This is a genomic window from Phenylobacterium terrae (assembly GCF_042681205.1).
GTDB classification, from domain to species: domain Bacteria; phylum Pseudomonadota; class Alphaproteobacteria; order Caulobacterales; family Caulobacteraceae; genus Phenylobacterium; species Phenylobacterium terrae.
The window spans coordinates 510,245-536,586 of record NZ_JBHUEY010000006.1 but is presented as its reverse complement, the minus strand read 5'-3'; the positions used below and the strand labels follow the sequence as shown (position 1 = coordinate 536,586).

The window sequence follows — 26,342 nt, the reverse complement described above, 5'->3', positions numbered from 1 at the left end:
TCAGGCTCCTTCCGCGGTCAGGGCGTTCAACGCGGCGTCGGCTGCCGCGGAGCGTTCCGCCGCCTCCTCACCGCGCTCTGTGGCCTTGGCGGTGAAGGACACCAGGGCCTCTCCGGCGCGATCCAGGGCGGCGAGCGCGCGACCCACTCGGTCCAGGCGGTCAGCCGCGCCGGGATGATGCAGGCGGCGATAGTTGGCCCTGTGCAGCTCCAGCTCATCGGCGCTGAGGCCGGAGAGAAGGCCCGGCGCCCGGAGAACGGCTCCAGCGATCAGGCTCTCTCCCGCGGAGATCGCCGCCGCGAGCGCCTTGGCGCGCTCACCCGCAGGCATGGCCCGAAGGGCGGCGCGGACCTCTGACTCAAGCGCGCCTGCGCCGGGCGGGATCGGCGGCGCTGAGGTGGCCGCGTCCAGTTCCGCCCGCTCGGTCTGGGCGACCGATCGCGCACGATCCAGCGCTTCCGCGGCGCGCTCTCCCGCCCGGAGGGCGGCCCGCCGAAGCTCCAAGGCGCGGGCGGCGCTGGTGCGGCTGGGATCGGCATCGAGGCGGCTGGCCAGGTCAGCGATGGCCATGGCCTGAGATCGCGCGACAGTCAGCGCTGAGGCGGCGGCTTCAATAGCGGGATCGGGGATGGTCTGGCCTGTTTCGGAATCGCGGGCGTAGAGCGGCGCGACCTGATCCGGATCGATGGTGAGGGGTACTGCGAGTTGGGGCATGAAGAGGCTCAGGTAGCGGCAAATGAGACGCGGGTGATCTGGGCGAACTCGATGGGCTCGCTCAGCAGGGTCAGGACGCCAGCGACGGAGTTGGCGTGGTCATCGTGGCCGCCCTGCGGGTGGTCGACTCGGTCGCGGCCTGAGGGCGCTACGCGGCGCTCCAGCAGCCGCAGCTCCCTCAGCAGCGCAGGGTGGTTCGGCAGCTCCACGAGCCCGCGCATGAAGACGGGCACAGCGCCCAGGTAGAGGGCGCTCTTGGGCCTATCTGCCTGCTCGTAGTGGAGGCCTGAGGCGCGAAAGGCCTGCTCCACCCAGCCTGCGGCATATGCATCGCCCGTGACCTCAGAGCAGCCGTAGGACAGAGCAAGCTGGGCGAGCTCCAGCGCCGCTGACGCGGGATCGAAGGGCGGCAGCACGCCCCTGACGCAATCGATGATCAGTCGCTCGCCCTCAGCGTGACCGATGGCGCACGTGAAGGCGTCCGCGCGCCCTGCGGAGGCGTCCACAAACGCGGAGTAGCGCCAGCGGCGGGAGGGCGGCAGCTCCAGCGGGCGCTCGTGGTTCACGGCCCGGTCGATCACCGCGTCATCGAGCAGCGCCGACAGGTCGGAGCGCCACTGGCTCATCCACTCGGATCGGGCGCTCTCAGCGTCCGCGGCCATGGCGCGCTCGATGATCCGCGCATCGATGGTCGGATTGAGCTGGCGGCTCTCTCCTTGGATCACCAGCACGGACGGATCATCGACTCCGAAGTGGTCGCGGTGCTTGGCGTAAAGCAGGCCCGCGCGGCGATATGCGGAGCTGATCCCCACCAGAAGCCCGCCAGTGGTGGCGAGCGCTGGCAGGACGGCTCGATAGACTTCGAGATCGGGGTTCGCGCCGGTGTCAGCGTCCCGCCAGAAGGCGACCTCATCGAAGATGGCCGCGATCAGAGTCCGCCCGCGCACGGTGCGGAAGGCGGCAGCGTGAACCTCGATCACGATGTTCCCCGCCAGCCTGATCTCTTCGGCTGTGATGCCTTCAACGTGCTGAGCGAGCAGCGGAGAGGCCGTCAGGAAGCCCTCGACGTAGCCGAGGATGGTCTTCGCCTGGGCGCGGCTCGCGGCGAGGATCACCACGCGCCCGACCTCCCCAGGCGAGAGGCGGGCGCTGTGGTCGGTGAAGAGGGCGAGAAAGACCGCGAGAGCCGCCGCTGCGCGGGACTTCCCGCCTCTGCGGCCAACGACCGCCCATAGCTCCTGAACACGGCTCTTAGGCGGCTTCCTGCCCCCTGCAAGGACTGCGAACGTGCGCCGCTCGGCTCTCGTCAGCGGCTCGGCGAACGCGGCCTTCAGAATAGCTCTCCAGGCCGCCCAGGTGTCTGCGTCGCCGCCCAGCCCCGCGCCCAGCAAGCCGGGATCAGTCCAGGCGCGCTCGAAGGTGCAGATCGGCGCGCTCATCGCGAGCCGCCGACATAGGAGGCGAGGGAGGGGGCCGCCTTGGTTTGCGCCTGCTGCTTCGCTGCAAGCCGCTCCAGCGCCTTCAGCTCGCGCCCTAGGGCATTGGAGAGGCGCACCACGTCAGCCTCGAAGTCGCGCTCTCCACGCGCGACGGCGGAGCGTGCCTGCTCCAACGTGCACCACAGAACGGCGGCGGTCTCTACGCGCACCTGGGCAGCGGGAGATAGGTTGCCGATGCCGCCAAGCGGCGCAGCCAACTCGCGCTCTCGATCCCTCAGCAAGCGCGCCTCGCGGGTGCGCCCATCGGCGGAGGCGAAGAGGCGCGATCCATTGGACACCTTGCTGCGGTTCGTCAGCGCTGGAGCAGTGTTGCCGCCGCCATTCCGAGCCATCGCCGTTTCCTAGTGCGTTACCTGCGCGAGTGAGGAGGGGATGATAGGGAAGGCGGATGAGCCATCAAGTCACTGAATCAAAATGCCTTTCTAACAGGCGCTCACACGCGCTACGGCTCGCGAGCAGTTGAGCGCGGATCAGGTGCGGCGCGGGTGAAAAAGCGCTTCAGAAGTTTTTCGCGGAAGCGCGTTTTCCGGGGCCGCTACTCGATGATCCCGCTGCTCCAGGCCATGCCGTGCGAAGCGCCTCGCCAGGAAGCGCCCTTACCTTCAGCGGTCGCGGTGATCGTGAAGACAATGCGGTCAGCGATCACGTCCTCCGGCCCGCTGACGCGGTAGCTCTGCACTGTTCCGCCGAAGTAGGAGGGCTCGCCCTTCTTCTGGTGAAGGTAGAGCATCCCGCCGACCAGGCGCTGAGCGTCACCTTCTGACAGGTCCCAGTAGCCGGACTCGAACTCGGGGAATTGTGTCACGTGGAGGTGAAGCCGGTCGCGGCAGATCACGTGAAGGGAGGCCATTCTATCGAAGGGCCGCGATCCGCTTGTCGTAGTCAGCGAGCATGGCGTCACGCTCCTCGATGACTGCGTTGTAGGCTTGGGTAGGAGCAGGTGCGTAGTGCGCCGCCTCCATTGGGCCTTTGAGCTCCTCAAGGCGCTTCAAAAACACCTGATCCTTCGCCTGCTTCTCGGCTTCGATGGCTTCGATCCGTTGCAGCTTCGCCTTGTGCGCCCCTGCGACCTCGATGGCCTCGGCAACCGTCTTCGGGTCCTTGCCTTCCGGGGTGAGAAGCGAGGTGCCAAGGCCCTGACCGGCGAACGCCCGGTTAGCCACGTACATGCCGAACAACTCGCGTTCTTGTGGGGCGAGGCGGTTTGACACCTTCTGGAGCTGCGCTGGGTCTTCCAAGAGTTCCGGCGTGACCGCGGTTGATCGAACGTCTCCGCTACAGCTTGTCAGCAATACAGCCGCCAAGAGACATGCCGCCCGCATCATTCGCGCCCCCTGGTGAATTACCCAACCCGGATAAAAGCAGCCACTCGGGAGGAAAGACAACCCGAGGTGTCAGACCCACTTCGCCGAACAGCGCATCACCGGACGCGCTAGCGCTCCTACCTACAGGCGCGTTTCCGCGCCTCATGTACGCGAGTACCCTAGGCGCGGTAGCGCGCCTGAAGTCGCCGGTTCTCCGGACGCGCCAGCGCGCCTCCTATCTATATCTCGGCTAGTAGCGGCTTCGCGGAGAGCGTTCGCCGCACCGTCCTCATCAAGTCGCCGCCATTCGTCGGTCGGTTCCTCCGCCTCACGACTTCCGGGCTTTCGCCCCCAAACGTAGGTCAGGCGGTAGAGCGACGGCACCCGGAACTCGGCCGCAGACTTGTAACCCTTGCGCGTGACCTCAAGGAATCCGAGGGCGAGTCCTTGCCGGATCGTCAGGGCCACGGATGCTCGACGGACACCCCATTCCGCGAAGTCGTCGTAGGTCACCGCGAGCTTGCCGTTCTGAGTTCCCGCATGGCGCATGTGCTCGACCTCCAGCCGGTCGAGGAGGCGACGGAGGTTATCCGGCGCTGCGCGCCAAGCAGGCGACTCCCGCATCTCCTTGCGGATCATCACCCACGATCCATTTTCCCCCAGGTTCTTCCGTACTCGCCGACTCACGCGCCGATCTCCGGACGGCAGGTCAGGCGAACGACCTCGCGACGGATCGCGCGCTCCAGCGCCGCGACCTCCCGCTCAACCTTGGCCGCATCAACACCCTTCCGTAGCAGCGTGTCGCGCTGGAGCTGGAGTTGGCGGAAGAGATTGTGTTCGGCGGCCTTCGCGCTCTGCTCGCAGAACCAACTCGCCTGCCGCCGCACGAACCCGCGCCGCTGGGCGAGGGGGAAGCACAGCATCTCGGCTTCAGCCATCGGCTCGCTCCGCCCTAAGCACCCACTGCTTCCGAGTGCGCCTGGGCAGCCGCGCGGCGGCGGCTCTCCAGCCAATCCTCGACGGCGTTCGCGTCCCAGACCCTGACGGCGGGGCTCAGCATGTAGCCCGCGGGGAAACCGTGCTTCTCGACTAGTCGCTTCAGTTGCGGCCAGCTCGTCACCACCTGGGCAGCCTTCAGATCGGCGAAGCGCAGAAGACGAATTTGAGGAGCGTCCATGTAAGCCTCCGTTGCAGCTCGTTAGCTGCAAGGGTGCGTTGGACTAGGAGCCGCGTCTGGCTGGTTTTTGCGTAAATGCCGGGCTCGATTTCACAACTTTTTCCGCGGCGCTGGGTAGAGCTGCCCGCGGAGGGTGTTGTCGGAGATGCCGTACAGGCGGCACAGAATGGCTTTCGCGGCCTTGGTTGCTTCACCCTTAGTTCGCGGCGTGCCTTGGTAACCTGCCTCATTCGCCGCGGCCACGGCTGCTTGCCACCACTCTTCGGGTTCGCCTTCGAAGCCTTCAGCTTTCCCTAGCAGGTCCTCGCGATGCGCCTTGATCAGGCGACCCCACTCTTCAGGCGTTTTGACCACCATCCCGCGGCGCTTGCTCCTGCTCGGACGCAGAGAGCCGTCCAGCAGATCAACGAGCAGGGCTCTGATGTCTTCTGTCACTCGACCGCCGGAGCGCAGGTAGTTCACCAGCAGGGCGGTATCCCTCGTGGATCGAACCTGCTTCGCGATTGAGTGAGCGGCGAGGTCAGCGAGCCTGTCAGTCACGCCCGCCCCGCCATCGGGATCACGTTGAGGCCGCAGAGCTGTTCAAGCGTGTCGCTCCACCGATCCAGCGCCGCTCGCTTCTCCGGGTCGGAGCTGTAGCGGTCATAGATGCGCGTCATCCCGCCCTCAGCATGGTTGAGGATTTTGGAGACGGTCAGCCGGTCAACACCAAGCGTCCGGAGCTGCGTCGCCACCGTTCGGCGGAGATCATGAAGTGTCCACTCAGGCAGGGCGTGCCGAGCCATATCCAGCGGCTCATCTGCCTCTGCTGCGGCGGCCCTTGCGATGATCAGGTCCAAGCGGTCCTTCATGCGAGACCACCCACTCACCGGCGCCGCTTCGGCCTTGACGCCAGCAGCCCTCTCCTCAGCCGTGACCTTCCGCTTTCCCGTGGTGAAAACGAGCGGGCTGCTCCCAATGCGCGGGCAGTCCTTCAGAACAGACAATGCGAGAGGGCTTAGGGGGACGAGGTGACCTAGGCCCCGCTTCGTGCGAGCGTCTGGAAGCCGCCACTCCTTCCCATCGATCTCCGACCAGCGCAGCCCAGCGACTTCAGATCGCCGCTGCCCCGTTAGAATCAGCAGCTTGATCAGGGGGCCGAACGGATAGCCCATCGCCTCCGCTCCAGCCCAGACGCGAGCCAGCTCGTCACGCGACAGCACCCGATCCCGCGGCGTCTCATCGGTCGGCTCAATGTTTGCCGCCGGGTTCGCAGCGATGATGTCCTCGCGCGCGGCCCATCCGAAGATGCGCTTCACGAGTGCAAGCAGACGGTTCGCCGAAACAGGGGAGGAGGCTCGCTTGGCCGAGATCAGCGCCTTGATCTCGGTCTTCGTGATCTCCGAGATGGGCCGATCCTTCCAAGCGGCCAAGTCCTTCGTAACCTTGCGCTCCAGCTCCGCCCGCGATTTGAGCTTCGCGCCACCTCGCTTCGCGGGGTCGTTCAGGTAAGCCTTAGCGACCGCCCCGAAGGTATCCGGAACGGCTCCAGACAGCTCAGGAGCCGCCGCCTTGGTCTCCACCGGATCGATCCCGCGGGACAGGTCCGAAAGCATGTGGCGGGCGCGTTCGCGGGCCTCGTGCGGCCAGAACTCGTTAGGCCTAAGCGGAGAGTCCCGCGTCAGCTCGAAGGGTGGAGCCTTGCCAACGGTGCGCCTCACGAGCTTCCCGTCCAGGCGCTTCATCACGAAGTAGGTTCGCGCTCCGCCTGCCGCGAGTCGCAAGCCAAAGCCCGGCAATAGATCGTCCCAGAGTTCGATCTGTCCTGTTTGCGGCAGTGGTCGCCGCACGCTCTTATCGTTGAGTCTGACCTTGGGCATGATGTTACCTGACCATCGACGAGGTAACGCGCGATTTGGGTGCTGGCGTTAGTCTCTGGTCGTGGAGGTTACATCGAACCCTCGTCCTCACAAGGGGAGCGGAGTGCTTGTGAGCAGGTGTTAGGGGTCGGTCTATGACTGGGGGTCAAGGGGTCGTGGGTTCGAATCCCGCCGCTCCGACCATCCGCGGAGAGCTCCCCAACCTTGATCCTGACGCGGCGCCTCAGCGCCCGCGGTTCATCCAGGTGATCAGCGGCAGGATGGGGATGAACCAGAAGGTCCCGGCGATCACGAAGTAGGCCAGCTCGACCAGGCGGTTGTCGGGCAGGAAGTCGGCGATCACGGTCGCGGCGACGACGTAGGCGCCGAGGAAGGCCAGGATGCCGAACAGGCCGATGAATTTGCGGGTGCGCGCGCCCATATCCGGGTCCTCTCTCTTGCCCGCCGAGCGATAGGCGCCCCGCTGCCCCTTGCCAAGCGGGGCGTGGGCGGGGCAGGGAGGCGCAACGCCTGAGGCGGCGCGTCGTAGCCGCCCAATTTCCGCCGAGAAGGGGCTCCACCGCCCGGCCATGACCTCGTTCCTGCGTTCCGACCGGTCCCGGCCCGTGGCTGTCTGGCTGTTCATCGTCGCCGCCCTGGTGGTGGCGATGGTGGCCGTGGGCGGGGCGACCCGGCTGACCGGCTCTGGCCTGTCGATCACCGAGTGGCGGCCGGTCACCGGCGCCATCCCGCCGCTGAACGAGGCCGACTGGGCCTCCGAGTTCGCCAAGTACCGCCAGATCCCGCAGTACAAGCTGCTGAACCAGGGCATGAGCCTGGCCGAGTTCAAGTCGATCTACTGGTGGGAGTGGATCCACCGGTTCCTCGGCCGGCTGGTGGGCGCGGTCTTCCTGATCCCCTTCGTCTACTTCCTGGCCCGCCGGCAGATCCCGAAACGGCTGATCCCGCGCTGCATCGTGCTGTTCGCGTTGGGCGGCCTGCAGGGGGCGATCGGCTGGTGGATGGTGGCCAGCGGCCTGGCCGACCGCGTCTCGGTCGCGCCGGAGCGGCTGGCGGTGCACCTGGGGCTGGCGTTCGCATTGTTCGCGGCGCTGATCTGGACCGCGCTCGACGCCTGGACCGGCGCGGCCCGCCAGACCCTGCCCAGCCCCTGGGGGCGGGCGGCGGCGGTGCTGCTGGGGCTGATCTCCGTGCAGATACTGCTGGGCGCCCTGGTGGCCGGCAACCAGGCCGGATTTGTCTACAACGACTGGCCGCTGATGAACGGGCGGCTGGTCCCGGACGACTACTTCACCGGCGACCTCTGGCGGACCATCGCCCACAACCAGGGCGCCGTTCAGCTGCACCACAGGATCGGCGGCTATGTTCTGTTCGTCGTCGCGCTGGTGATGGCCTGGCGGGCGGTGCGGACGCACTACCTTTCGCCAGAGGCCAAGCAGCTGGCGCTGTGGGTCGCCGCAGCGGTCGTGGCGCAGGCGGTGCTGGGCGTGGTCACCCTGATGGCCGTGGCGCCGCTGGGTCTGGCCCTGGCGCACCAGCTCATGGCGGCGCTGGTGCTGGGCCTGGCAGTCGGGTTCGCCTGGCGCGTGAGGCGGGTCTAGCGCCTGCCTCCCGCCGCTGCGCCGGGCAGGTAGGGCGGCGCTTGGCTCAGGCCCGGAAGCTCGCCCACGGCCCGGTGATCGCCAGGGTGATGCCGGGCCAGTAGATGTTCACGAAGCAGGTGGAGCCGTCCGGCGAGAAGCAGACGCCGGCGAGCTCGGCGTTGCCCTCGAAGACGTTGCGCCCGACCGTATAGACCTTGCCCTCCGGCGTCAGCGCCTTCAGGTGGTTGCGGTCGGTTTCGGAGTAGCGGTCCTCGCAGGCGTAGATGTGCCCCCAAGGGGCGATGGCCAGGTTGTCGGCGAAGTCGAGCACCTTGTCGTCGGCCGGTTCGACGAACAGGTGCAGCCGCCCGGGCTCATCCTTCTCGCCCGGTTGGCCCTCGTGCGGGCTCGGGACGTAGCGCAGGATCTGCCCGTTCTGACTGGGCCCCGACGAGGTGCAGGTGAAGTAGACCGCGTCGTGGCCGAAGAAGACGCCTTCGCCCCGGCCGACGAAGGCGGCCCCGGCCTTGTGGCCGCGCAGCCGCAGGTCCCCGTCCGGGTTGTCCGGCCCCTCGACGTCGATCCAGACCGCCTCCTTGACCTCGCCCGGCCGCCAGGTGACCGGCTGGCCCTTGAAATTGCGCACGTCGCAGCCTTCGGGCGCTTCGCGAAGACCGAGCGCCTGCAGCCGCCCGCCCGCTTCCAGCCGCCGGCGGTCGTTGGGCAGGAACCGGTAGAAGAGGCCCAGGTGATCGAAGCTGTCCTCGGTGAGGTAGACGACGCCGGTCCGCGGATCGATGGCCGCCGCCTCGTGCTGGAAGCGGCCGAGGCCGGTGAGCGGGCGCGCCTCCACCAGGCCGCGGGCCCGGGCGGGCACTTCGAACACCCAGCCGTGGTTCTTGCCGACGCCGGTCCCGGCCTGCTGGATGTTCTCCTCGCATGACAGCCACGAGCCCCACGGGGTGGCGCCGCCCGCGCAGTTCACCGCGGTGCCGGTCAGGCTGAGGTGCTGGCTGACGCGCCGGCGCCGGGCCACGTCGTAGACGATGGTGGTGACGCCGCCGGGGAGGGGATGGCCGTCCGCGTCGAGGTCGAAGGCCTTGGACTTGTCGATCCTGTCGATCAGCCGCCGCCCGACGCCAGCCGGACCGAAGTTGATGTCGGTGGCCTTCAGTTCGTGGTTGCGCAGCAGCGCCACGCGGGAGCCGCCGAGCGGGACGCAGGCCATGCCGTCGGCCTTGTGGGGGACGTAGAGGCCGTCGTCCATGGTCTCCCCGGCCTGGGAGACCACCCGGTAGGCGAAGCCCTCGGGCAGGTCGAAGATGCCGTTGGGGTCCTTCCTCAGCGGCCCGTAGCCGAACACCTCGTTGCGGTAGGTGTCCGGCGCGGCGGCCTGGGCCCCGGCGCGCAGCGCATAGCCGGCAAAGGCGGCGCTGACGGCGGCGCCGGCGATGAATCCTCGACGGGTCGTTGGCATGGGCTCTCAGTAGTCGGCGGGCTTGGGCGTGTCACCTCGACGCAAAGCATGGCTGCATGACGGGCGGATGACGCGGTATCATTTTACCGCAATGTTTTTCTCTTGTATTTTCAATGCGCGGGAGGGAAGTTGCGCGCATAGTGTTGACAGGGCGCGGCCGGGTGCGTAATGCCGCGCGCTCATGTCACGGCGGGCCTCCGCCGTCCCAGCATTCGGACCTTAAGACCCATGATGAAGACGACGGCTTCCCTGAAGCCCGCCGACGTCGAGAAGAAGTGGATCGTGATCGACGCCGAGAACGCCGTTGTCGGCCGTCTCGCGGCGTTCATCGCCAACCGCCTTCGCGGCAAGCACCGCCCGGACTACACCCCGCACGTCGACTGCGGCGACATGGTCGTCGTCGTCAACGCCGACAAGGTGAAGTTCACCGGCAAGAAGCTGACCGACAAGGTCTACTACTGGCACACCGGCTATCCCGGCGGGATCAAGGAACGCTCCGCGGACAAGATCCTCGGCGGCAAGTACCCCGAGCGGATCCTGGAGAAGGCCGTCGAGCGCATGCTGCCCAAGGAAAGCCCCCTGGCGCGCAAGCAGCTGACCCACCTTCGCATCTACACGGGCGCTGAGCATCCGCACGCCGCCCAGAACCCCGAGACCATCGCGTTCGCCGACCTGAACGCCAAGAACGTGCGGAGCGCGTAAGGCCCCATGAGCGAGACCCAAGGTTTCGAGGCCCTCCAGAGCCTCTCCTCCCAACCGGAAGCCGCCCCGCGCGAGCCGGTCCGCGACCAGTTCGGCCGCAGCTACGCCACCGGCAAGCGGAAGAACGCCATCGCCCGCGTGTGGATCAAGCCGGGCAAGGGCCAGATCACCATCAACGGCCGGGACCAGGAGATCTACTTCGCGCGGCCCGTGCTGCGCATGATGATCGCCCAGCCGCTGCAGGTCGCCGACCGCCTCGGCCAGTTCGACGTCGAAGTGACCGTCACCGGCTCGGGCCTTTCCGGCCAGGCCGGCGCCGTGCGCCACGGCCTCGCCAAGGCGCTGACCTACTACGAGCCGGAACTCCGGGCGGTGCTGAAGCCGCACGGCTTCCTGACGCGCGACCCGCGGGTCGTCGAGCGGAAGAAGTACGGCAAGGCCAAGGCCCGACGCAGCTTCCAGTTCTCGAAGCGCTGACGCGCGCGAGATTTCGCGTGTCGGAAAGGGCGCTTCGGGAGACCGGAGCGCCCTTTCTCTATTTCGGCTGGCTGGACGCCGCCCTACATCCGGGCGGGAGGATCGCGACATGACCCACACGGTTTTCATCGACGGCGAGGCGGGCACCACGGGCCTGCAGATCCGCGACCGGCTCGCCGGCCGGCGCGATCTCGAGATCCTCTCCATCGACCCGGAACGGCGGAAGGATGCCGAGGCCCGCGCCGAGCTGCTGAACGCGGCCGACGCCGTCGTGCTCTGCCTGCCGGACGACGCCTCCCGCGAGGCGGTCTCGATGATCACCTCCAACTCCGTGCGGGTCATCGACGCCTCGACCGCGTTCCGGACCGCGCCGGGCTGGACCTACGGCTTCCCGGAAAAGAGCCGCACGCAGCGGGACGAGATCCGCAATGCGACGCGGGTGGCCAACCCGGGCTGCTGGCCCACCGGCTTCATCGCCCTGGTGCGGCCGCTGGTCGAGGCCGGCCTTCTGCCGAAGGACTATCCGCTCACGGCCCACGGCGTCTCCGGCTACACCGGCGGCGGCAAGGGCCTGATCGCCGAGATGGAGGCCGAGCCGGCGTCCGGCACGCGCGACGCCCACCGGATCTACGGCCTGACCCTGGCCCACAAGCATCTGCCCGAGATGGTGGCCAACACCGGGATCGCCGCCCCGCCGGTGTTCGCGCCGGCCGTCGGCCGCTACGCCCAGGGGATGATCGTCGAGGTGCCGCTGCACCTGTCGCTGCTGCCGGGCCGTCCCACTGCAGCGGACCTGCTGGCCGCGCTGGCCGCGGCCTACGAGGGGGAGCGGTTCGTGGAGGTCGCCAGCCCTTCCGAATGCGCCGAGCTGCAGAAGGAGAGGGCGGGGGCCGCCGGCTACGTCGCCCGGCTCGACCCGGAGGCGCTGAACGGCACCAACCGCATGCGCCTGTTCGTCTTCGCCAACGAGGACGTCGGCCAGGCCCGGCTCGTGGCCCTGCTCGACAACCTCGGCAAGGGCGCGTCCGGCGCGGCGGTGCAGAACCTCAACCTGATGCTCGGTCTGGACGAGGGCGAAGGGCTCTAGCGCTTTCCCTCCCCTTGGCGGGGAGGGAGGAGTAAACTGCGCTCTATGCTCCTCGATCGGCGCGCCTTTCTGGTGTCGACCGCCGCGCTCGCCGGCTGCGGTCCGGCGCTGGCGGCCGCCGATCCGCACGCGAACTCGCCGTTCCGCAAGATCTCCGACGCCGAGTGGAAGAAGCGTCTCTCGCCGACGGCCTATCGCGTGCTGCGCCACGAGGACACCGAACGGGCCGGGACCAGTCCGCTGAACCGGGAGAAGCGCCGGGGGACCTACGTCTGCGCCGGCTGCGCCCTGCCGCTGTTCAAGTCCGAGTGGAAGTTCGAGTCCGGCACCGGCTGGCCGAGCTTCTACACCGTGATCAAGGACGCGGTCGGGGTGAAGATGGACTACAAGATCGGCGTCCCGCGCAAGGAGTACCACTGCGCCCGCTGCCTGGGACACCAGGGCCACGTCTTCCCCGACGGGCCGCGGCCCACCGGCCTACGCTACTGCAACAACGGCGTGGCGCTGAGGTTCGTGACGGCATAAGGCCCCGCACGCCCCACCGCTCAACGGGTTGTGGGGACCTACGACTTCACCTTCACATAGCTGCCCGGCGCATCTTCGATCGGCGTGAAGCGGCCGTTGGCGGGGTCGCGGGCGGGGACCTGTTCGCCGGAGCGGGCCTTCAGCCACTGCGCCCAATGCGGCCACCAGGAGCCGGGCGCCTCGGCCGCGGCGCCCTGCCAGTCCTCCAGCCGGTCGGGCAGGTGGTCGAGCGTCCAGTGCTGGTACTTCTTGGCGACGGGGGCGTTGACCACGCCGGCGATGTGGCCCGAGCCGGCGAGGGTGAAGGTCACCGGCCCGCCGAACAGCTTGGCGCCCTTGAAGACGCTGCGGGCGGGGGCGATGTGGTCCTCCTTCGAGGACTGCACATAGATCGGAGTCTTCACCTTGGAGAGGTCGAGCTTCACGCCGGCCAGCTCCAGCTCGCCCTTGGCCAGGGCGTTCTCGCCGTAGAATTTGCGCAGGTAGAAGAGGTGCAGCGCCTTCGGCATCCGGGTCTGGTCGGAATTCCAGAACAGGAGGTCGAAGGGCCTGGGCTCCTTGCCCATCAGGTAGTTGTTCACGAAGAACGACCAGATCAGGTCGTTGGCGCGCAGGGCGTTGAAGGTGTCGGCCATGGTCTGGCCGGAAAGCACGCCGCCCTCGGCGTCCATCTTGCGCTCGAGGTCCTTCAGCCAGTCCTCGTTGGTGAAGATCAAGAGGTCGCCGGCCTCGGAGAAGTCCTGCTGGGCGGCGAAGAAGGTGGCCGAGTTCACCTTCTCGTAGCCGACGGCCGCCATGTGGGCGAGGGCGCAGGAGAGCAGGGTGCCGCCGATGCAGTAGCCGACGGTGTTGACCTTCTCCACGTCGCACTGGCGGCAGACCGCCTCGACCGCGGTGTAGATCCCCTCGAACATGTAGTTCTCGAAGGTCTTCTCGGCCATCCGCTGGTCAGGGTTGACCCAGGAGACCACGAACACGCTGAAGCCCTGGTCGGTCAGCCAGCGGATCATCGAGTTCTCGGGCCTAAGGTCCAGGATGTAGAACTTGTTGATCCAGGGCGGGAAGATCAGCAGCGGGATCTCGTGCTGCGTCTTCGTGGTCGGGGTGTACTGCAGCAGCTGGAAGAGCTCGGTCTGGAAGACCACCTTGCCCGGCGCGGTGGCGACGTTCTCGCCGATGCGGAACATCTCGTAGTCGGTCTGGGCGATGGCCAGCTGGCCGCCGCCGCGGGCCAGGTCGGCGGCGAAGTTCTCCATCCCCTTGACCAGGCTCTCGCCGCCCGAGCTCATCGCCTCGCGCAGGGCCACCGGGTTGGAGAGCAGGAAGTTCGACGGCGAGAAGGCGTCGGTGAGCATCTTCATGAAGAACTCGACGCGGCGCTTCTCGATAGGATCGACGCCTTCGGTCTCGGCGATAAGGCTGTTCAGCCAGTCGGAGGTGACCAGGTAGGACTGCTTGATGGCGTCGAACACCGGGTTCTCGGTCCACTCCGGATCGGCGAACCGCTTGTCGCCCTTGGGCGGGCTGGCGACCGGCTCGGCCTCCACGCCCATGGCCCGCCGGGAGACCGAGGCCCACAGGTCCATGTAGCGGGTGTAGAGGTCGGCCTGGGCGCGGATCAGCCGGTCGGGTTGCGCGGCGAGGCTGCCCAGCACCTGGGTCAGGGCCGGGGCGACGTGGAACGGGTCGGGCGACAGGGCCGCCGGGCGGTCGGCCTGCCGGAGCGCCGCCTCGGCGATGGCGCCCTGGGCGGTCATCGCCGCGCGGGCGAGGTTCAGCGACAGCTTCTCCAGCGTCTCGCGCTGTTCCGGCGACAGCAGCTGGCCGGCGAGGGCGGCGGGCCCGTCGCTCGGCGCGGCGGACGCCGTCCCGGCGGCGGCGGCGAACGGGGCGTGGGCGGCCACCGCCTCGGCGGCGGCGGTCCCGGGGGCGACGGCCACCTCGGGCGCCTGGGCGGCGCTGGCCATCACCAGGTCCTCCGGCGGAGGCGCGGCGGTGACGGTCCTGGCCTTCTTCTCGGCCTTCTTCACCGCCTTGTCGGAGCCCTTCCTGGCCCCGGCCGCGGACTTGCCCTTGGTCTTGGTCGCCGGCGACAGCTGATCGCTCATGTCCGCTCCTTGGCGCGCCAGGCCGTGCGCGCTCTTCCGCCTTCCCTCATCATGGCATAAGACCTGCGACCAGATGAACGCGTACGCAGGTGATTTGGTGAAAGCCGGCGAAAAAGCGAAGAGCCTTCGACTGTTGCTGTGCATGGGCGCGGCGGCGACGCTCGGCGCGTGCGTGTCCAATCCGATGGCCAACGCGCCGGTGGACCCGGCTTCCCCCGTGGCGAAGGAGGTGACGGCGATCGCCAACACCAAGCGCCCCTATCCGCGGTTCTCTGAGATTCCGAAGAAGCCGACCGACGAGCGGCCCGTGAGGGCCTGGGCGAGCGCGACGGCCGAGGTCCAGGGCGTCGGGCAGGAGCTGGCTCGCCAGACTGCGCCCGAGACCTGGACCCTGCAGAACACCGAGAGCTTCGCCGCCCAGGCGCAGGCGGCGGTGGGCGATGAGCCGGTCTCCGAGCGCGCCGGGGGCGACACCGAAACCTTCGCCCGGGAGCAGCGGGAGCGAGCTACCCCGCCTCCGCCGGCCCGCTAGGCGCCCCGCGGAGGCTGAAACGCTCAACCTGCTTGGCGGACTCCCGACCGGAGTCTATCCATGCGCGACCTCAAGCTCCCAACCGCCGCAGAGCGACTCGCGGCCCGAGCTCCTGAAAAATGACCCCGGAATTCCACCGTATCCGACGCCTTCCGCCGTACGTCTTCGAGGAGGTGAACCGCCTCAAGGCGAAGCTTCGCGGCCAGGGCGTCGACATCATCGACTTCGGCATGGGCAATCCCGACATGCCGACGCCCAAGCACATCGTCGACAAGCTGGTCGAGACCGCCCGCGATCCGAAGGCCGGCCGCTATTCGGCCTCCAAGGGCATCACCGGCCTGCGCAAGGCGATGGCCGGCTACTACGACCGTCGTTTCGGCGTGAAGCTCAATCCCGACACCGAGGTGATCGCCACCCTGGGCTCGAAGGAGGGCTTCGCCAACCTCGCCCAGGCCCTGACCGCCCCGGGCGACGTGATCATCTGCCCGAACCCGGCCTATCCCATCCACGCCTACGGCTTCATCATGGCCGGCGGGGTGATCCGCCACGTGCCGGCCCTGTCGCCTGAGGAGTACCTGTCGGGCATCAGCCGGGCGGTGACCTATTCGGCGCCGCCGCCGAACGTGCTGATCGTCAGCTATCCCTCCAACCCGACAGCGCAGTGGGTGGACCTCGAGTTCTACAAGGAGGTCATCAAGCTCGCCCGCAAACACGACATGCTGGTGCTGTCGGACATCGCCTATTCGGAGATCTACTTCGACGACAACCCGCCGCCGTCCATCCTGCAGGTGGAGGGCGCCAAGGAGATCGCCGTCGAGGTCAATTCGCTGTCGAAGACCTACGCCATGGCCGGCTGGCGGGTCGGGATGGTGGTCGGCAACGAGCGGATGTGCTCGGCCCTGGCGCGGGTGAAGTCCTACCTCGACTACGGCGCCTACACGCCGATCCAGGTCGCCGCCGCCGCGGCGCTGAACGGGCCGCAGGACTGCGTCGCCGACATCCGGGCGATCTACAAGGGCCGCCGCGACTGCCTGGTCAGCGCCATGCAGCGGGCCGGCTGGGACATCCCGGCGCCGCCCGCCTCGATGTTCGCCTGGGCGCCGGTGCCGGAGAAGTTCCGCGAGGCCGGCTCCATGCTGTTTTCCAAGCTGCTGATCGAGGAGGCGGGGGTGGCGGTCTCGCCCGGCGTCGCCTTCGGAGAATACGGGGAGGGCTACGTGCGCATCGGACTTGTGGAGAACGAGCACCGGATCCGGCAGGCGGCGCGCAACGTGCGCCGCTTCCTGGCCAACGCCGACGAGATCCTCGAGCGGGCCCACAACAGCGTGCCGGCCAAATGAGCGGGCAGGGGGACAAGCGGACCTGGCGGGTCGGCGTCGCAGGCCTCGGCACCGTCGGGGCGGGCCTGCTGAACTTCCTGTCGGAGCAGCCGGACTTCGCCCCGGCCGGCGGGCGGGCGGTCGTCACCGGCGTCTCGGCGCGCTCGAAGTCGCGCCAGCGGCCGGTGGACATCTCCAACCTGCCCTGGTTCGACGATGCGGCCCAGCTCGCCGCCTCGCCGGACAACGACATTTTCGTCGAGCTGATCGGCGGTTCGGACGGGCCGGCCAAGGTCGCGGTGGAGACGGCCCTGAAGGCGGGCAAGCCCGTGGTCACCGCCAACAAGGCGCTGATCGCCGAACACGGCGCCGAGCTCGCGGCCCTGGCCGAAGCGCAGGGCGTTCCGCTGCTGTTCGAGGCGGCGGTTATGGGCGGCACCCCGGCCGTGAAGATGCTGCGCGAGGCGATGGTCGGCGACGACGTGAAGAGCCTGGCCGGCATCCTCAACGGCACCTGCAACTACATCCTGACCGAGATGGAGGCCTCCGGCCGCCCGTTCGCGGACGTCCTGGCCGACGCCCAGCGGCTGGGCTACGCCGAGGCCGACCCGACCATGGACGTCGGCGGCTTCGACGCGGCCCACAAGATCTCCATCCTCGCCGCGCTCGCCTTCGGCTGCGCGCCCAACTACGCCGCCGCCGAGATCGAGGGCATCGACCAGATCGACATCCTCGACATCCGCATGGCCAAGGACCTCGGCTACCGGATCAAGCTGGTGGCCTCGGCCGACCGCTCGCCGGACGGCGTGCTGGTGCGGGTGCACCCCTCGCTGGCGCCGCTGAATCATCCGCTGGCGCAGGCCGGCGGGGCGCTCAACGCCTTATTCATCGAGGGCACGCGGATCGGCCGGATCTTCATCCAAGGGCCGGGCGCCGGCTCGGGCCCGACGGCGGCGGCCGTCGCGGCCGACATCGCCGACGTGATGACCGCCGCCACGCGGCCGGTGTTCCAGGGGCCGGCCAAGTCGCTCGCCCCCTTCACGCCCGTGGATCCGCGCAAGAGCGTCAGCCGGGCCTACATGCGGTTCCTCGTCCGCGACGAGCCGGGCGTGATCGCGGCGGTGTCGGAGACGCTGGCCGAGGCGGGGGTCTCCATCGAGAGCTTCCTGCAGAAGCCGGTGGAGGACGCCGGCGGGGTGCCGATCGTGCTGACCACCCACGCGGTCGCCGAGTCGGTGCTGATCTCGGCCATCGACAAGATCGCCGGCCTGCCGGCGGTGATCGACCGGCCGCGGCTGTTGCGCATCGCGCGCATCTGAGGTTTGGGTACGCGCCGGGCCCTGCGGGGCCGCGCAGGAGTTGGGTGGGAGACCCTTTGATGAGTTCTGAGACCCTCGACCGCGGCCTGGTGCTCGACGCCGTCCGCGTGACCGAGATCGCCGCCATCGCCGCCTGGAAGCTGGTGGGCCGGGGCGACGAGAAGGCCGCCGACCAGGCCGCCGTGGACGCCATGCGCACGGCGCTGAACGACCTCGACATCGAAGGCGAGATCGTCATCGGCGAGGGCGAGCGGGACGAGGCGCCGATGCTCTACATCGGCGAGAAGGTCGGCCGCGGCAAAGGCCCGGCGATCGACATCGCCCTCGATCCGCTGGAAGGCACCACGCTCACCGCAAAGGCGATGGCCAACGCGCTTGCCGTGATGGCCTGGGCGCCCAAGGGCACGCTGCTGAACGCCCCCGACACCTACATGGACAAGATCGCCTGCGGCCCGGGCTACCCGGCCGGGGTGATCGACCTCGACGCCTCGCCGGCCGACAACGTCAAGGCGCTGGCCAAGGCCAAGGGCTGCGATCCCTCCGAGATCACCGTCTGCGTGCTCGACCGGCCGCGGCACGCCGAGATCATGGCCTCGCTGCGCTCGGTGGGCGCGCGGGTGCACCTGATCACCGACGGCGACGTGGCCGGCGTGATCAACACCGCCGATCCCGAGACCGGCATCGACATGTACGTGGGCTCCGGCGGGGCGCCCGAGGGCGTGCTGGCCTGCGCGGCGCTGAAGTGCGTCGGCGGCCAGTTCCAGGGCCGGCTGGTGTTCCGCAACGCCGACGAGCGGGCCCGGGCCGAGCGCTGCGGGATCACCGAGCTCGACAAGAAGTACGACCTGCACGAGATGGTCCGCGCCGACGCCATCTTCGCCGCCACCGGCGTCACCAAGGGCGCCCTGCTGGATGGCGTGCGCCTCTCCGGCGGTTTCGTCCATACCCATACGCTGGTGATGAATTCGGCGACCCGCACGGTCCGCGAAGTGCGCATGAAGCGGCCGGTCTAGTTCCTTACCTCCCCCGCGAAGCGGCGGGAGGTAGGGGCATGTCCGTTTCCGACGTACCGAATCCCCACCATGCGACCCTCGGCCCTGGCGACTCGGCGCGGAAGAGGCCGATAGTGCGCCCTTCGAAGGGGAGGGGCTGATGGCGGACGGAAGCGGCGTTTCTGGCTATCTCGGCGTCACCCGCTCGCTGTCGGGGCGGGTCTGGCGCGAGCGGCCGGCCGACCCGGAGCTGGTGCGCCGCCATCAGCTGAGCCTGGGGCTGTCCGAGCCGCTGGCCCGGGCGCTGGCCTCGCGCGGGATCGGGGCCGACGCGGGCGAGACCTATCTGAACCCGACGCTCAAAGCGCTCTTCCCGAACCCCTCCAGCTTCCATGACATGGACCTGGCCGCCGAGATCCTGGTGGACGCGCTGGTCCGCGACCGGCCGGTGACGGTGTTCGCCGACTACGACGTGGACGGCGCCTCCAGCGCCGCCCAGCTGGTCCGCTGGTTCCGCGCCATGGGCAAGGAACTGCCCATCTACATCCCCGACCGGATGACCGAAGGCTATGGCCCGTCCCCGGCCGCCTTCCGCCGCCTGCGCGCCGAGGGCGCCGAGCTGGTGGTGACCATGGACTGCGGCGCGGCGGCCCACGACGCCATCGCCTGCGCCGCCGAGATCGGCCTCGAGGTGGTGGTGATCGACCACCACCTGATGCGCGGCGACATCCCAAAGGTCGCGGCCCTGGTGAATCCCAACCGGCCCGACTGCGCTTCGGGGCAGGGGTGTCTGGCCGCGGCGGGGGTGACCTTCGTGCTGCTGGCCGCCCTGAACCGCGAGGCGCGGCGGCGCGGCCTCTTCGAGGGCCGTCCCGAGCCCGACCTGCGCCAGTGGCTCGACCTAGCCGCGCTGGGGGCGATCTGCGACGTCACCCAGCTGGTCGGCTTCAACCGGGCGCTGGCCGCCCAGGGACTGAAGGTGATGTCGGCGTGGCGCAACCCGGGCCTCAAGGCGCTGCTGGACGTCGCCAAGAGCCAGGGCCCGGCTTCGACCTTCCACGCCGGCTTCATCCTGGGGCCGCGGATCAACGCCGGCGGGCGAATCGGCCGCTCGGACCTCGGCGCGCGCCTGCTCTCCACCGACGATCCCGCCGAGGCCCAGGCGCTGGCGGCGGAGCTCGACGCCCTCAACGCCTCGCGCAAGGAGGTGGAGCGCGAGGTGCTGGAGGCGGCGATCCGCATCGTCGAGCAGGAGAGCAACCAGGCCGATTCGCCGCTGCTGTTGGTCGCGGCCGACGACTGGCATCCGGGCGTCATCGGCATCGTCGCCGGGCGGCTGCGGGAGCGCTACCGCAAGCCGGCGATCGTGGTCGGCGTCGACCGGGCCGCCAACGTCGGCAAGGGCTCGGGCCGCTCGCAGCCGGGCATCAACCTCGGCGTCGCGGTGCAGGCGGCCTACGAGGCGGGGCTGCTGCTGGCCGGCGGCGGCCACGCCATGGCGGCCGGCCTGTCGGTGCGGCCGGAGGCGCTGCCCGAACTGCGCGAGTTCCTGAACGAGAAGCTGGCCGAGGAGAGCGCCGCGGCCGAGGACGGGCTGGAGGTGGACGCGCTGATCACCACCCGGGGCGCCCAGCGCAGCCTGCTGGCCGAGTTCCAGCAGCTGGCCCCGTTCGGGCCCGGCAACCCCGAGCCGGTGTTCGCCGCCGCCGATGTCCGAATCGAGCGGCCGATGGCCCTGCGCGGCGGGCATGTGCGGGTGACGCTGACCGATTCCTCCGGCGGCAAGCTGAAGGCGGTCTGCTGGCGGGCCGAGGACACCGAGCTCGGCCGCAGGCTGCTGGCGGAGGGCGGCTCCGTCCACGTGGTGGGCAAGTTGAAGCCCGACGACTGGCAGGGTCGCGAAGGCGTCGAATTGGAGATCGAGGACGCCGCCGATCCTCGCCGCGCATAGGGTGTCACAGGCGTCTTGCGCAGCCCAAACAAGGCTTATATACAGCCGGCCTCCGCGTCGGACGGTCCCTTCGTCTATCGGTTAGGACGCCAGGTTTTCAACCTGGAGAGAGGGGTTCGACTCCCCTAGGGACTGCCACGCGGCGCCTCTCGATTTGGCCGGACCTCGCGGGATCACAGCATCCGCCGCGAAAACTCCCATTGACGGCTAACCATATACCATAACAGTGTTATAGTTGGCCCGTCCTGGTTGGGGACAGGGGGGACTGGCCAGAGGGGCATATGGCGAGTTTGGAAATCGAAGGGGGAAGCGCGCAGGCTGAAGCCGTGCGGATCAGCGGGCGCGTGAAGTGGTTCGACGCCGGCAAGGGGTACGGTTTCATCGTCCCCGACGACCCGGCGAAGACCGAGCTCAAGGACGTCCTGCTGCACGTGACGAGCCTGCGCAACTCGGGCCGCGAGAGCGCCCTGGAAGGCGCCGTCATCGTCTGCGACGTCGTTCGCCGTCCCAAGGGCTGGCAGGTGTGCGAGGTCGTCGAGATCGACGAGAGCGCGGCGCCGCCGCCCGCCGAGCGCCGCCGGCCGGACGCCGAGAGCCTCCGTCGCGAGGGCTTCGTCTCCGCCCGCCCGCCGCGTCGGCCGCTGCAGGCCACCGGCCCTCTCGAACGGGCCAAGGTGAAGTGGTTCAACCGGGCCAAGGGCTACGGCTTCGTGGTGCGCGATCACGAGCCGGGCGACATCTTCGTCCATATCGAGACCCTGCGCCGCTCGGGCATCGACGACCTGCAGCCCGGCGACGACGTGATGGTGCGCTTCGCCGACGGCCCGAAAGGGCTTGTGGTCGCCGAGATCGAACCGGTAGGTCTGGCCTAAAGCGCCAACCTAGCTCGGAGTCTCACCTTGTCTGACCTGGACATCGGCCGCAGGCGCGCGCTGGCGCTCGGCGGCGCGGTCCTGCTTTCCGGCTGCGCCTGGCAGGCGACGGGCCAGACCCGCACCGAGCTCGAGAGCCTGGAGATCGTCACCCAGGCCGGCCGCCACCGGTTCAAGGTCGAGATCGCCGACGACGACGCCGAGCGGAACCGCGGACTGATGCACCGCCGCTCGCTGGCGCCCGACCGCGGCATGCTGTTCATCTTTCCCAGCGAGCGGCCGGTCGCGTTCTGGATGCGCAACACCCTGATCCCGCTGGACATGATCTTCGTCCGCAGGGACGGCACGATCCGCTCCATCGCCCACGAGACGACGCCGCTGGATGAGACGCCGGTGCCCTCCGGCGGGCCGGTGCTGGCGGTGCTGGAGATCGCCGGCGGGCGGGCGAGGCAATTGGGCGTCCTGCCCGGCGACCGCATCGTCCACCGGACCTTCCCGCGTGGCTGAGGGCGAGGTCCCGGCGCCGCCGGAAGGGTTCAAGGCCTCAAACGGGCGAGGGCCGTTCAGCACCGTCAACGGGCCGATCTTCCATCGGCTGACAGACCAGCACGTCCAGCACGCCTTCTTCGCCGAGCACCGGCACACCAACGGCATGGGCCTGGTGCACGGCGGCATGCTGACCGCCTTCCTGGACGGCCTGCTGGCGGCGGCGGTGTTCCGCGGGGCCGAGCGGCCGGCGGTGACCATCCACCTGTCGGTGGACTTCCTGCACATGGCCCGCACCGGCGAGTGGGTGATCGGCGAGGCCAGGTTGACCCGCGCTACGGCCGAGGTGGCCTTCGCCGAGGGGCGGGCCTTCGTCGGGACGCGCGACGTGGTCCGCGCCACGGGCGTCTTCAAGCTGATGAAACCGCGGCTGCGTTAGGCCGCGTTGCGAGCCGGCCCGGCGCATGGCAAGAGAGCGCCTCGTCGGCGCTCCTCTTCGGGGCGTAGCGCAGCCTGGTAGCGCATCTGCTTTGGGAGCAGAGGGTCGCGTGTTCGAATCACGCCGCCCCGACCAGCGCCGGCGAGGGAAGGGTTTTAGGTTTCATGCTCGCGCGCATCTATCGTCCGTCGAAAACCGCCATGCAGTCCGGCAAGGCGCGCACCCAGGAATGGGTGCTGGAGTTCGAGCCGCAGACCGCGCGCCGTCCCGACAAGCTGATGGGCTGGACCCAAACGACCGACACCCAGGGACAGCTGCGGCTGACCTTCGACACCAAGGAGGAGGCGGTCGCCTACGCCCAGGCGCACGGCATCTCCTTCCAACTGATCGACCCCAAGCCGGCCAAGAAGATCATCAAGGCCTATGCCGACAACTTCGCCTTCGGGCGCAAGATCCCCTGGACGCACTGACGCCTCCGCGCCCGTAGCTCAACCGGATAGAGCATCCGCCTTCTAAGCGGACGGTTGCAGGTTCGAGTCCTGCCGGGCGCGCCAGGCGGGTTCCGTCGGCAGGCGCCGCCGCCTTTACGCGGGCAAGCTCTCCAGGAAGTCCCCGATCAGGGCCGCCGCCTTGGCCCCGTGGGTCTCCAGCAGGAGGTGCGCGCCGTCCAGGATGTGCGCCTCCATTCGCGGCAGGTCCGCCAGCCAGGACTGGACTTCGGCGATGTGGAAGAAGGCGTCGTGCCGGCCCCAGACCATCAGCGCCGGCGGCCGATGGGCCTTCAGATAGGCCGCGATCTCGTCGAACTGGGCGACGTACCGTCCATAGTCGACAAGCAGGCTGCGCTGCGTCTCCATCCGGCCGGGCAGGCGCATGACGCGCCAGTCCTCCTCCCACTGCCGGGGATCCATCCGCGCCACGACGTCGGGCGGCGCCCCGCGAATGTAGGTGTCGCGCGTGCCCTCGAAGCTGAGATGGGCGGTGGCGGCCGCCTCGTTCTCGGGGGTCGGGGCAGCCCAGAATTCCTTCGTGGCCGCCCACTGCGCGTCCATGCCGGACTGGTGCGCATTGGCGTTCTGGACGATCAGCCCGCGGACCCGGTGGGGCGCACGCATGGCAAGCTGCAGTCCGACGGGCGCGCCGAAGTCGTGCAGGTAGATGACGCGCTGCTCGACGCCCAGGTGCGAGAGCAGTTCCTCGATGGCGTCGGCGAACCCGGCGAATGTGGCGTTGGGCAGGGGCTCGGAATCGCCGAATCCTGGGAAGTCGGGCGCGACGACGAACGCCGAGCGCCACAGCGGTTCAATCACGTGACGGAAATTGCGGGACGAGTTGGGAAGGCCGTGCAGCAGGATGAGCGCGCCGCGGCGGCTGTCCCCAGCCGTCCGGTAGGCGAGTTCCGTTCCGCCGGAGAGGCGCAAGTTCTGAAGGGCCGGACTGTCAGGCATGTCGGACCTGCGGGCGAGCGAAGATCAGCCCCCTGGGCTCGCCGTCCAACAACCGGGGACATCACCCTGTTCCGGGCGCGGGTCGAGCGTCCCGCCCTCAGGGCTGGGCCGGCGCGGTGCGCTGAAGGGGTCTCAGGGCGAGCCAGATCAGCACCACACCGACAATCGAGGCCAGCCCGTCGACGGCGTAGTGCCAGCCGAGATGGATGGATCCGGCGAAGATCAGCGCGATCCAGGCGATGCCCAGCGCGCCCATCCAGCGGTTCACCGTGAAGCCCGCGATGGCGGCCAGGGTGGCCATCGCCACATGCAGGCTCGGGAAGGCCGAGATTCCGCTGCCGACGTGCATGCGGCCTTCGCTCTGCACCTCCCACAGCCACTGCTGCAGGGCGTAGGCCGAGCGGACGTCCTGGGGCGTGGAGGCGTGGTAGGCGATCAGCTCCGCATAGCGGGCCCCGTCTCCGGTGACCTGCTCGTAGAAGCAGGGGCCGGCGGAGAAGAAGATCCCCGCCATCACGTTTCCGAGCAGGATCCAGCAAAGGAAGTAGGTGATCAGGAACCGGTGGCGCTGGTGGGCCATGCGCGGCGACATCGCGGCCCAGGCGGGCGCGGCGCAGACGGTCAGCATCCACACGCCGGCGTAGCAGAACTCCACCACCTTGCTTACCGCCACATGCCCCATCACCGGGTGCAGCAGACGCCATGGGTCGACGCCGCCGAAGATCAGTGCGTCGAGCTCGGCGAACGGGCGATCCCAGGAGAAGGTGGCGAACTGCGGCAGCATGGTCTTCACCGTGGTGAAGACGCCCATGAACAGGCCTACGGCGAACATCAGCAGCACGCCGCTGACCAGCCGCGGCGTGACCAGCTCTGCGGTGCGCCCGATGAGATGGGTCATCGGGGCGGCCGGGGCGGCGCGGATGGACCGGGGCGCTTCGACGACCACGATGTAGAGGAGCAGCGCGCTGGCGATCGCCTGCGTCCAGACGGGCATGTAGGTCAGCAGGTTCACCTGTCCCAGCACGCCAGCCGTAGCGGCCAGGGCCAGCGCCACCAGGCCATAGAGGCCGATCAGCAGGTAGAGGATGCGGTCCGCGGCGAGTTCGCGCCAGACGGCCTGGCCGAAGGTGCGAGCCCGGCCGCCGCCGAGCAGCGCTTCCAGCGCGCCCGTGCGCGCGCCCATGCCGGTCGGTGCGTCGCTCATGTCGGTGAAGCCCCCTTCAACCTGAGGGAGGCTTAACGGCCGCGGGCCAAAGGATGCTTAACCGGCGTGGTTAATGCGCCGTCAGCCGCAGGCCCGGCGGTAGGCGTCGAGCCCGATGCGCAGGTCGGCGATCAGGTCGTCGGGGTGCTCGAGGCCGATGTGCAGGCGCACCACCGGGCCGCCGTAGTCCCTGCGGTGCTTTCGCTTGCGCAGCTGGTGATCGCAGGCGATGGCCAGGCTCTCGAACCCGCCCCAGGAGAAGCCGAGCCCGAACAGGGTGAGCACGTCCAGCAGGGCGTCGACGGCGCGGGCCGGCCCAGGCTTCAGGACGAAGCTGAACAGGCCGCAGGCGCCGCGATAGTCGCGCTTCCACAGGTGGTGGTGCGGCGCGCCGGGCAGGGCCGGGAACAGCACCTGCGCCACCTCGTCCTGGGCCTTCAGCCAGGCGGCCACCTTCAGGGCGCTGGCGCCCTGCCGCTCGAGCCGGGTGGGCAGGGTCCGGAGCCCCCGCAGCATCTGGTAGGCGTCCTCCGGCGCGACCGCCCAGCCCAGGTGGACGACGCCGTCGTCCAGCTTGCGGGCCAGCGCCTCGGTCCGCGCCGAGACCGAACCCATGAACACGTCCGAGTGGCCGCCGACGTACTTGGTCAGCGCCTGGACGCTGAGGTCGATCCCCTGGGCGATCGGCTTGAAGAGGTAGCCGGCGCCCCAGGTGTTGTCGGCCAGGGTCAGGATGTCCCGCGCCCGGGCGAGCTCGGCGATGCGCGCCAGGTCCTGCATCTCGAAGGTCAGGGACCCCGGCGACTCCAGCACGATCAGCCGGACCTTCTCGGAGGCCTCGCCCACCAGCGCCTCGGGCGGCTGGAGGGGATCGAAGTAGCGGACCGCGACGCCGAAGCGGGTCAGCACCTGGTCGCAGAACCGGCGGGTCGGATTGTAGACGCAGTCGGCGACCAGCACCTCGTCGCCGGCCTTCAGCACCGCCAGCATGGCCCCGGTCAGGGCGGCGAGGCCGGAGGGGTAGAGGCAGGTCCCGGCCGCGCCCTCGAGCTGGCTCAGGGCGTCGATCAGACCCTCCTGGGCCGCCAGGCCCTTGCGGCCGTAGGTGACGAAGGCGTCGTCGTCGTAGAGGGCCGCGGCGTTGGGCAGGAGGACCGTCGAGCCCTTCTGGATGGGCGGGCCGACCGTTTTGGCCAGCGGCCCCGCCTGCTGGCCGGCGCGAATGAGGCGGGTTTCTTCGTCCATGCGGGTTGAGGCCGGCGCCTTAT

The 26,342-nt window shown here is 69.1% G+C and carries 30 protein-coding genes and 3 tRNA genes; 17 read left to right on the top strand and 16 right to left on the bottom strand.

Going from position 1 to position 26,342, the window contains the following annotated elements; all coding sequences use genetic code 11:
* The 11 genes from ACFSC0_RS17035 to ACFSC0_RS16985 all read right to left on the bottom strand — a co-directional run bounded on the left by ACFSC0_RS17035 (position 1) and on the right by ACFSC0_RS16985 (position 6,974).
* Positions 1-714, bottom strand: a complete 714-nt coding sequence (locus ACFSC0_RS17035) for a hypothetical protein (protein ID WP_377282061.1) — start codon at positions 712-714, stop codon at positions 1-3.
* Positions 715-722: 8 nt separating this feature from the next.
* Entirely contained in the window at positions 723-2,153 is a 1,431-nt protein-coding gene (locus ACFSC0_RS17030) for a hypothetical protein (protein ID WP_377282060.1), read from the bottom strand.
* On the bottom strand, positions 2,150-2,545 hold the full coding sequence (locus ACFSC0_RS17025) for a hypothetical protein (protein ID WP_377282059.1): 396 nt from the start codon (positions 2,543-2,545) through the stop codon (positions 2,150-2,152). The genes ACFSC0_RS17030 and ACFSC0_RS17025 overlap by 4 nt, the downstream gene beginning before the upstream one ends.
* 203 nt (positions 2,546-2,748) lie before the next feature.
* Positions 2,749-3,063 carry a hypothetical protein gene (locus ACFSC0_RS17020; protein ID WP_377282058.1) on the bottom strand — a complete coding sequence of 105 codons (315 nt, stop codon included), beginning with the start codon at positions 3,061-3,063 and terminating at the stop codon, positions 2,749-2,751.
* A gap of 1 nt (position 3,064) precedes the next feature.
* A complete protein-coding gene (locus ACFSC0_RS17015; RefSeq protein ID WP_377282057.1) occupies positions 3,065-3,391 on the bottom strand; it encodes a hypothetical protein in 327 nt (108 codons plus the stop codon).
* A 288-nt stretch (positions 3,392-3,679) separates the two neighbouring features.
* Positions 3,680-4,156 carry a hypothetical protein gene (locus ACFSC0_RS17010; RefSeq protein WP_377282056.1) on the bottom strand — a complete coding sequence of 159 codons (477 nt, stop codon included), beginning with the start codon at positions 4,154-4,156 and terminating at the stop codon, positions 3,680-3,682.
* 44 nt (positions 4,157-4,200) lie between these two features.
* Positions 4,201-4,455 (bottom strand): DUF6074 family protein, encoded by a 255-nt coding sequence (locus tag ACFSC0_RS17005; RefSeq protein ID WP_377282055.1) that lies wholly within the window; start codon positions 4,453-4,455, stop codon positions 4,201-4,203.
* Between the two features lie 14 nt (positions 4,456-4,469).
* Positions 4,470-4,694 carry a helix-turn-helix transcriptional regulator gene (locus ACFSC0_RS17000; protein WP_377282054.1) on the bottom strand — a complete coding sequence of 75 codons (225 nt, stop codon included), beginning with the start codon at positions 4,692-4,694 and terminating at the stop codon, positions 4,470-4,472.
* Positions 4,695-4,784: 90 nt separating this feature from the next.
* Positions 4,785-5,156, bottom strand: a complete 372-nt coding sequence (locus tag ACFSC0_RS16995) for a hypothetical protein (protein ID WP_377282053.1) — start codon at positions 5,154-5,156, stop codon at positions 4,785-4,787.
* Between the two features lie 74 nt (positions 5,157-5,230).
* Positions 5,231-6,553 carry a tyrosine-type recombinase/integrase gene (locus tag ACFSC0_RS16990; RefSeq protein WP_377282052.1) on the bottom strand — a complete coding sequence of 441 codons (1,323 nt, stop codon included), beginning with the start codon at positions 6,551-6,553 and terminating at the stop codon, positions 5,231-5,233.
* 223 nt (positions 6,554-6,776) lie between these two features.
* Complete coding sequence (locus ACFSC0_RS16985; protein ID WP_377282051.1) at positions 6,777-6,974, bottom strand: DUF2842 domain-containing protein; 198 nt, start codon at positions 6,972-6,974, stop codon at positions 6,777-6,779.
* A 148-nt stretch (positions 6,975-7,122) separates the two neighbouring features.
* Here ACFSC0_RS16985 and ACFSC0_RS16980 point away from each other — a divergent pair, with 148 nt between their 5' ends.
* The gene (locus ACFSC0_RS16980) at positions 7,123-8,154 is read left to right on the top strand and encodes a COX15/CtaA family protein (protein ID WP_377282050.1); all 1,032 of its coding nucleotides are present in this window, start codon (positions 7,123-7,125) and stop codon (positions 8,152-8,154) included.
* A gap of 46 nt (positions 8,155-8,200) precedes the next feature.
* Here the strand turns inward: ACFSC0_RS16980 and ACFSC0_RS16975 are convergent, their stop codons facing one another.
* Complete coding sequence (locus ACFSC0_RS16975) at positions 8,201-9,613, bottom strand: alkaline phosphatase PhoX (protein WP_377282049.1); 1,413 nt, start codon at positions 9,611-9,613, stop codon at positions 8,201-8,203.
* 228 nt (positions 9,614-9,841) lie between these two features.
* Between ACFSC0_RS16975 and rplM the strand changes: the two genes are divergently transcribed.
* The 4 genes from rplM to msrB all read left to right on the top strand — a co-directional run bounded on the left by rplM (position 9,842) and on the right by msrB (position 12,404).
* Positions 9,842-10,315 carry a 50S ribosomal protein L13 gene (rplM, locus tag ACFSC0_RS16970; RefSeq protein ID WP_377282048.1) on the top strand — a complete coding sequence of 158 codons (474 nt, stop codon included), beginning with the start codon at positions 9,842-9,844 and terminating at the stop codon, positions 10,313-10,315.
* A gap of 6 nt (positions 10,316-10,321) precedes the next feature.
* On the top strand, positions 10,322-10,792 hold the full coding sequence (gene rpsI, locus ACFSC0_RS16965; protein WP_377282047.1) for a 30S ribosomal protein S9: 471 nt from the start codon (positions 10,322-10,324) through the stop codon (positions 10,790-10,792).
* Between the two features lie 109 nt (positions 10,793-10,901).
* Complete coding sequence (gene argC, locus ACFSC0_RS16960) at positions 10,902-11,879, top strand: N-acetyl-gamma-glutamyl-phosphate reductase (protein ID WP_377282046.1); 978 nt, start codon at positions 10,902-10,904, stop codon at positions 11,877-11,879.
* 45 nt (positions 11,880-11,924) lie between these two features.
* Positions 11,925-12,404: a peptide-methionine (R)-S-oxide reductase MsrB gene (gene msrB / locus ACFSC0_RS16955; RefSeq protein WP_377282045.1), complete on the top strand. Its 480-nt coding sequence runs from the start codon at positions 11,925-11,927 to the stop codon at positions 12,402-12,404.
* 38 nt (positions 12,405-12,442) lie between these two features.
* On the opposite strand, the gene phaC is transcribed toward msrB, so the two are convergent.
* On the bottom strand, positions 12,443-14,161 hold the full coding sequence (gene phaC, locus ACFSC0_RS16950) for a class I poly(R)-hydroxyalkanoic acid synthase (RefSeq protein ID WP_377282281.1): 1,719 nt from the start codon (positions 14,159-14,161) through the stop codon (positions 12,443-12,445).
* A gap of 448 nt (positions 14,162-14,609) precedes the next feature.
* On the opposite strand from phaC, the gene ACFSC0_RS16945 reads away from it, so the two are divergent.
* The 12 genes from ACFSC0_RS16945 (at position 14,610) to ACFSC0_RS16890 (ending at position 22,976) form a co-directional block, all read left to right on the top strand.
* A complete protein-coding gene (locus ACFSC0_RS16945; protein ID WP_377282044.1) occupies positions 14,610-15,044 on the top strand; it encodes a hypothetical protein in 435 nt (144 codons plus the stop codon).
* A gap of 119 nt (positions 15,045-15,163) precedes the next feature.
* Positions 15,164-16,384: an LL-diaminopimelate aminotransferase gene (locus tag ACFSC0_RS16940; RefSeq protein ID WP_377282043.1), complete on the top strand. Its 1,221-nt coding sequence runs from the start codon at positions 15,164-15,166 to the stop codon at positions 16,382-16,384.
* Positions 16,381-17,682: a homoserine dehydrogenase gene (locus ACFSC0_RS16935; protein ID WP_377282042.1), complete on the top strand. Its 1,302-nt coding sequence runs from the start codon at positions 16,381-16,383 to the stop codon at positions 17,680-17,682. Before ACFSC0_RS16940 ends, ACFSC0_RS16935 begins: the two co-directional genes overlap by 4 nt.
* 59 nt (positions 17,683-17,741) lie before the next feature.
* On the top strand, positions 17,742-18,695 hold the full coding sequence (gene glpX / locus ACFSC0_RS16930; RefSeq protein WP_377282041.1) for a class II fructose-bisphosphatase: 954 nt from the start codon (positions 17,742-17,744) through the stop codon (positions 18,693-18,695).
* Positions 18,696-18,834: 139 nt separating this feature from the next.
* Positions 18,835-20,625 (top strand): single-stranded-DNA-specific exonuclease RecJ, encoded by a 1,791-nt coding sequence (gene recJ, locus ACFSC0_RS16925; protein WP_377282040.1) that lies wholly within the window; start codon positions 18,835-18,837, stop codon positions 20,623-20,625.
* A 63-nt stretch (positions 20,626-20,688) separates the two neighbouring features.
* Positions 20,689-20,763: transfer RNA gene (locus ACFSC0_RS16920), tRNA-Glu, on the top strand.
* 143 nt (positions 20,764-20,906) lie between these two features.
* Positions 20,907-21,497, top strand: coding sequence for a cold-shock protein (locus tag ACFSC0_RS16915; RefSeq protein ID WP_377282039.1), 591 nt, complete (start codon positions 20,907-20,909; stop codon positions 21,495-21,497).
* Positions 21,498-21,524: 27 nt separating this feature from the next.
* On the top strand, positions 21,525-22,004 hold the full coding sequence (locus ACFSC0_RS16910; protein WP_377282038.1) for a DUF192 domain-containing protein: 480 nt from the start codon (positions 21,525-21,527) through the stop codon (positions 22,002-22,004).
* Entirely contained in the window at positions 21,997-22,422 is a 426-nt protein-coding gene (locus ACFSC0_RS16905; protein ID WP_377282037.1) for a PaaI family thioesterase, read from the top strand. The genes ACFSC0_RS16910 and ACFSC0_RS16905 overlap by 8 nt, the downstream gene beginning before the upstream one ends.
* 58 nt (positions 22,423-22,480) lie before the next feature.
* Positions 22,481-22,557: transfer RNA gene (locus tag ACFSC0_RS16900), tRNA-Pro, on the top strand.
* Positions 22,558-22,586: 29 nt separating this feature from the next.
* Positions 22,587-22,892, top strand: a complete 306-nt coding sequence (locus tag ACFSC0_RS16895) for an ETC complex I subunit (RefSeq protein WP_377282036.1) — start codon at positions 22,587-22,589, stop codon at positions 22,890-22,892.
* Positions 22,893-22,899: 7 nt separating this feature from the next.
* Positions 22,900-22,976 (top strand) — tRNA-Arg (locus ACFSC0_RS16890).
* 30 nt (positions 22,977-23,006) lie between these two features.
* On the opposite strand, the gene ACFSC0_RS16885 is transcribed toward ACFSC0_RS16890, so the two are convergent.
* The 3 genes from ACFSC0_RS16885 to metC all read right to left on the bottom strand — a co-directional run bounded on the left by ACFSC0_RS16885 (position 23,007) and on the right by metC (position 26,319).
* Complete coding sequence (locus ACFSC0_RS16885) at positions 23,007-23,870, bottom strand: alpha/beta fold hydrolase (RefSeq protein ID WP_377282035.1); 864 nt, start codon at positions 23,868-23,870, stop codon at positions 23,007-23,009.
* A 97-nt stretch (positions 23,871-23,967) separates the two neighbouring features.
* Complete coding sequence (locus tag ACFSC0_RS16880) at positions 23,968-25,074, bottom strand: phosphatase PAP2 family protein (RefSeq protein WP_377282034.1); 1,107 nt, start codon at positions 25,072-25,074, stop codon at positions 23,968-23,970.
* Between the two features lie 81 nt (positions 25,075-25,155).
* Positions 25,156-26,319 carry a cystathionine beta-lyase gene (metC, locus tag ACFSC0_RS16875; RefSeq protein WP_377282033.1) on the bottom strand — a complete coding sequence of 388 codons (1,164 nt, stop codon included), beginning with the start codon at positions 26,317-26,319 and terminating at the stop codon, positions 25,156-25,158.
* Positions 26,320-26,342 lie beyond the last annotated feature (23 nt).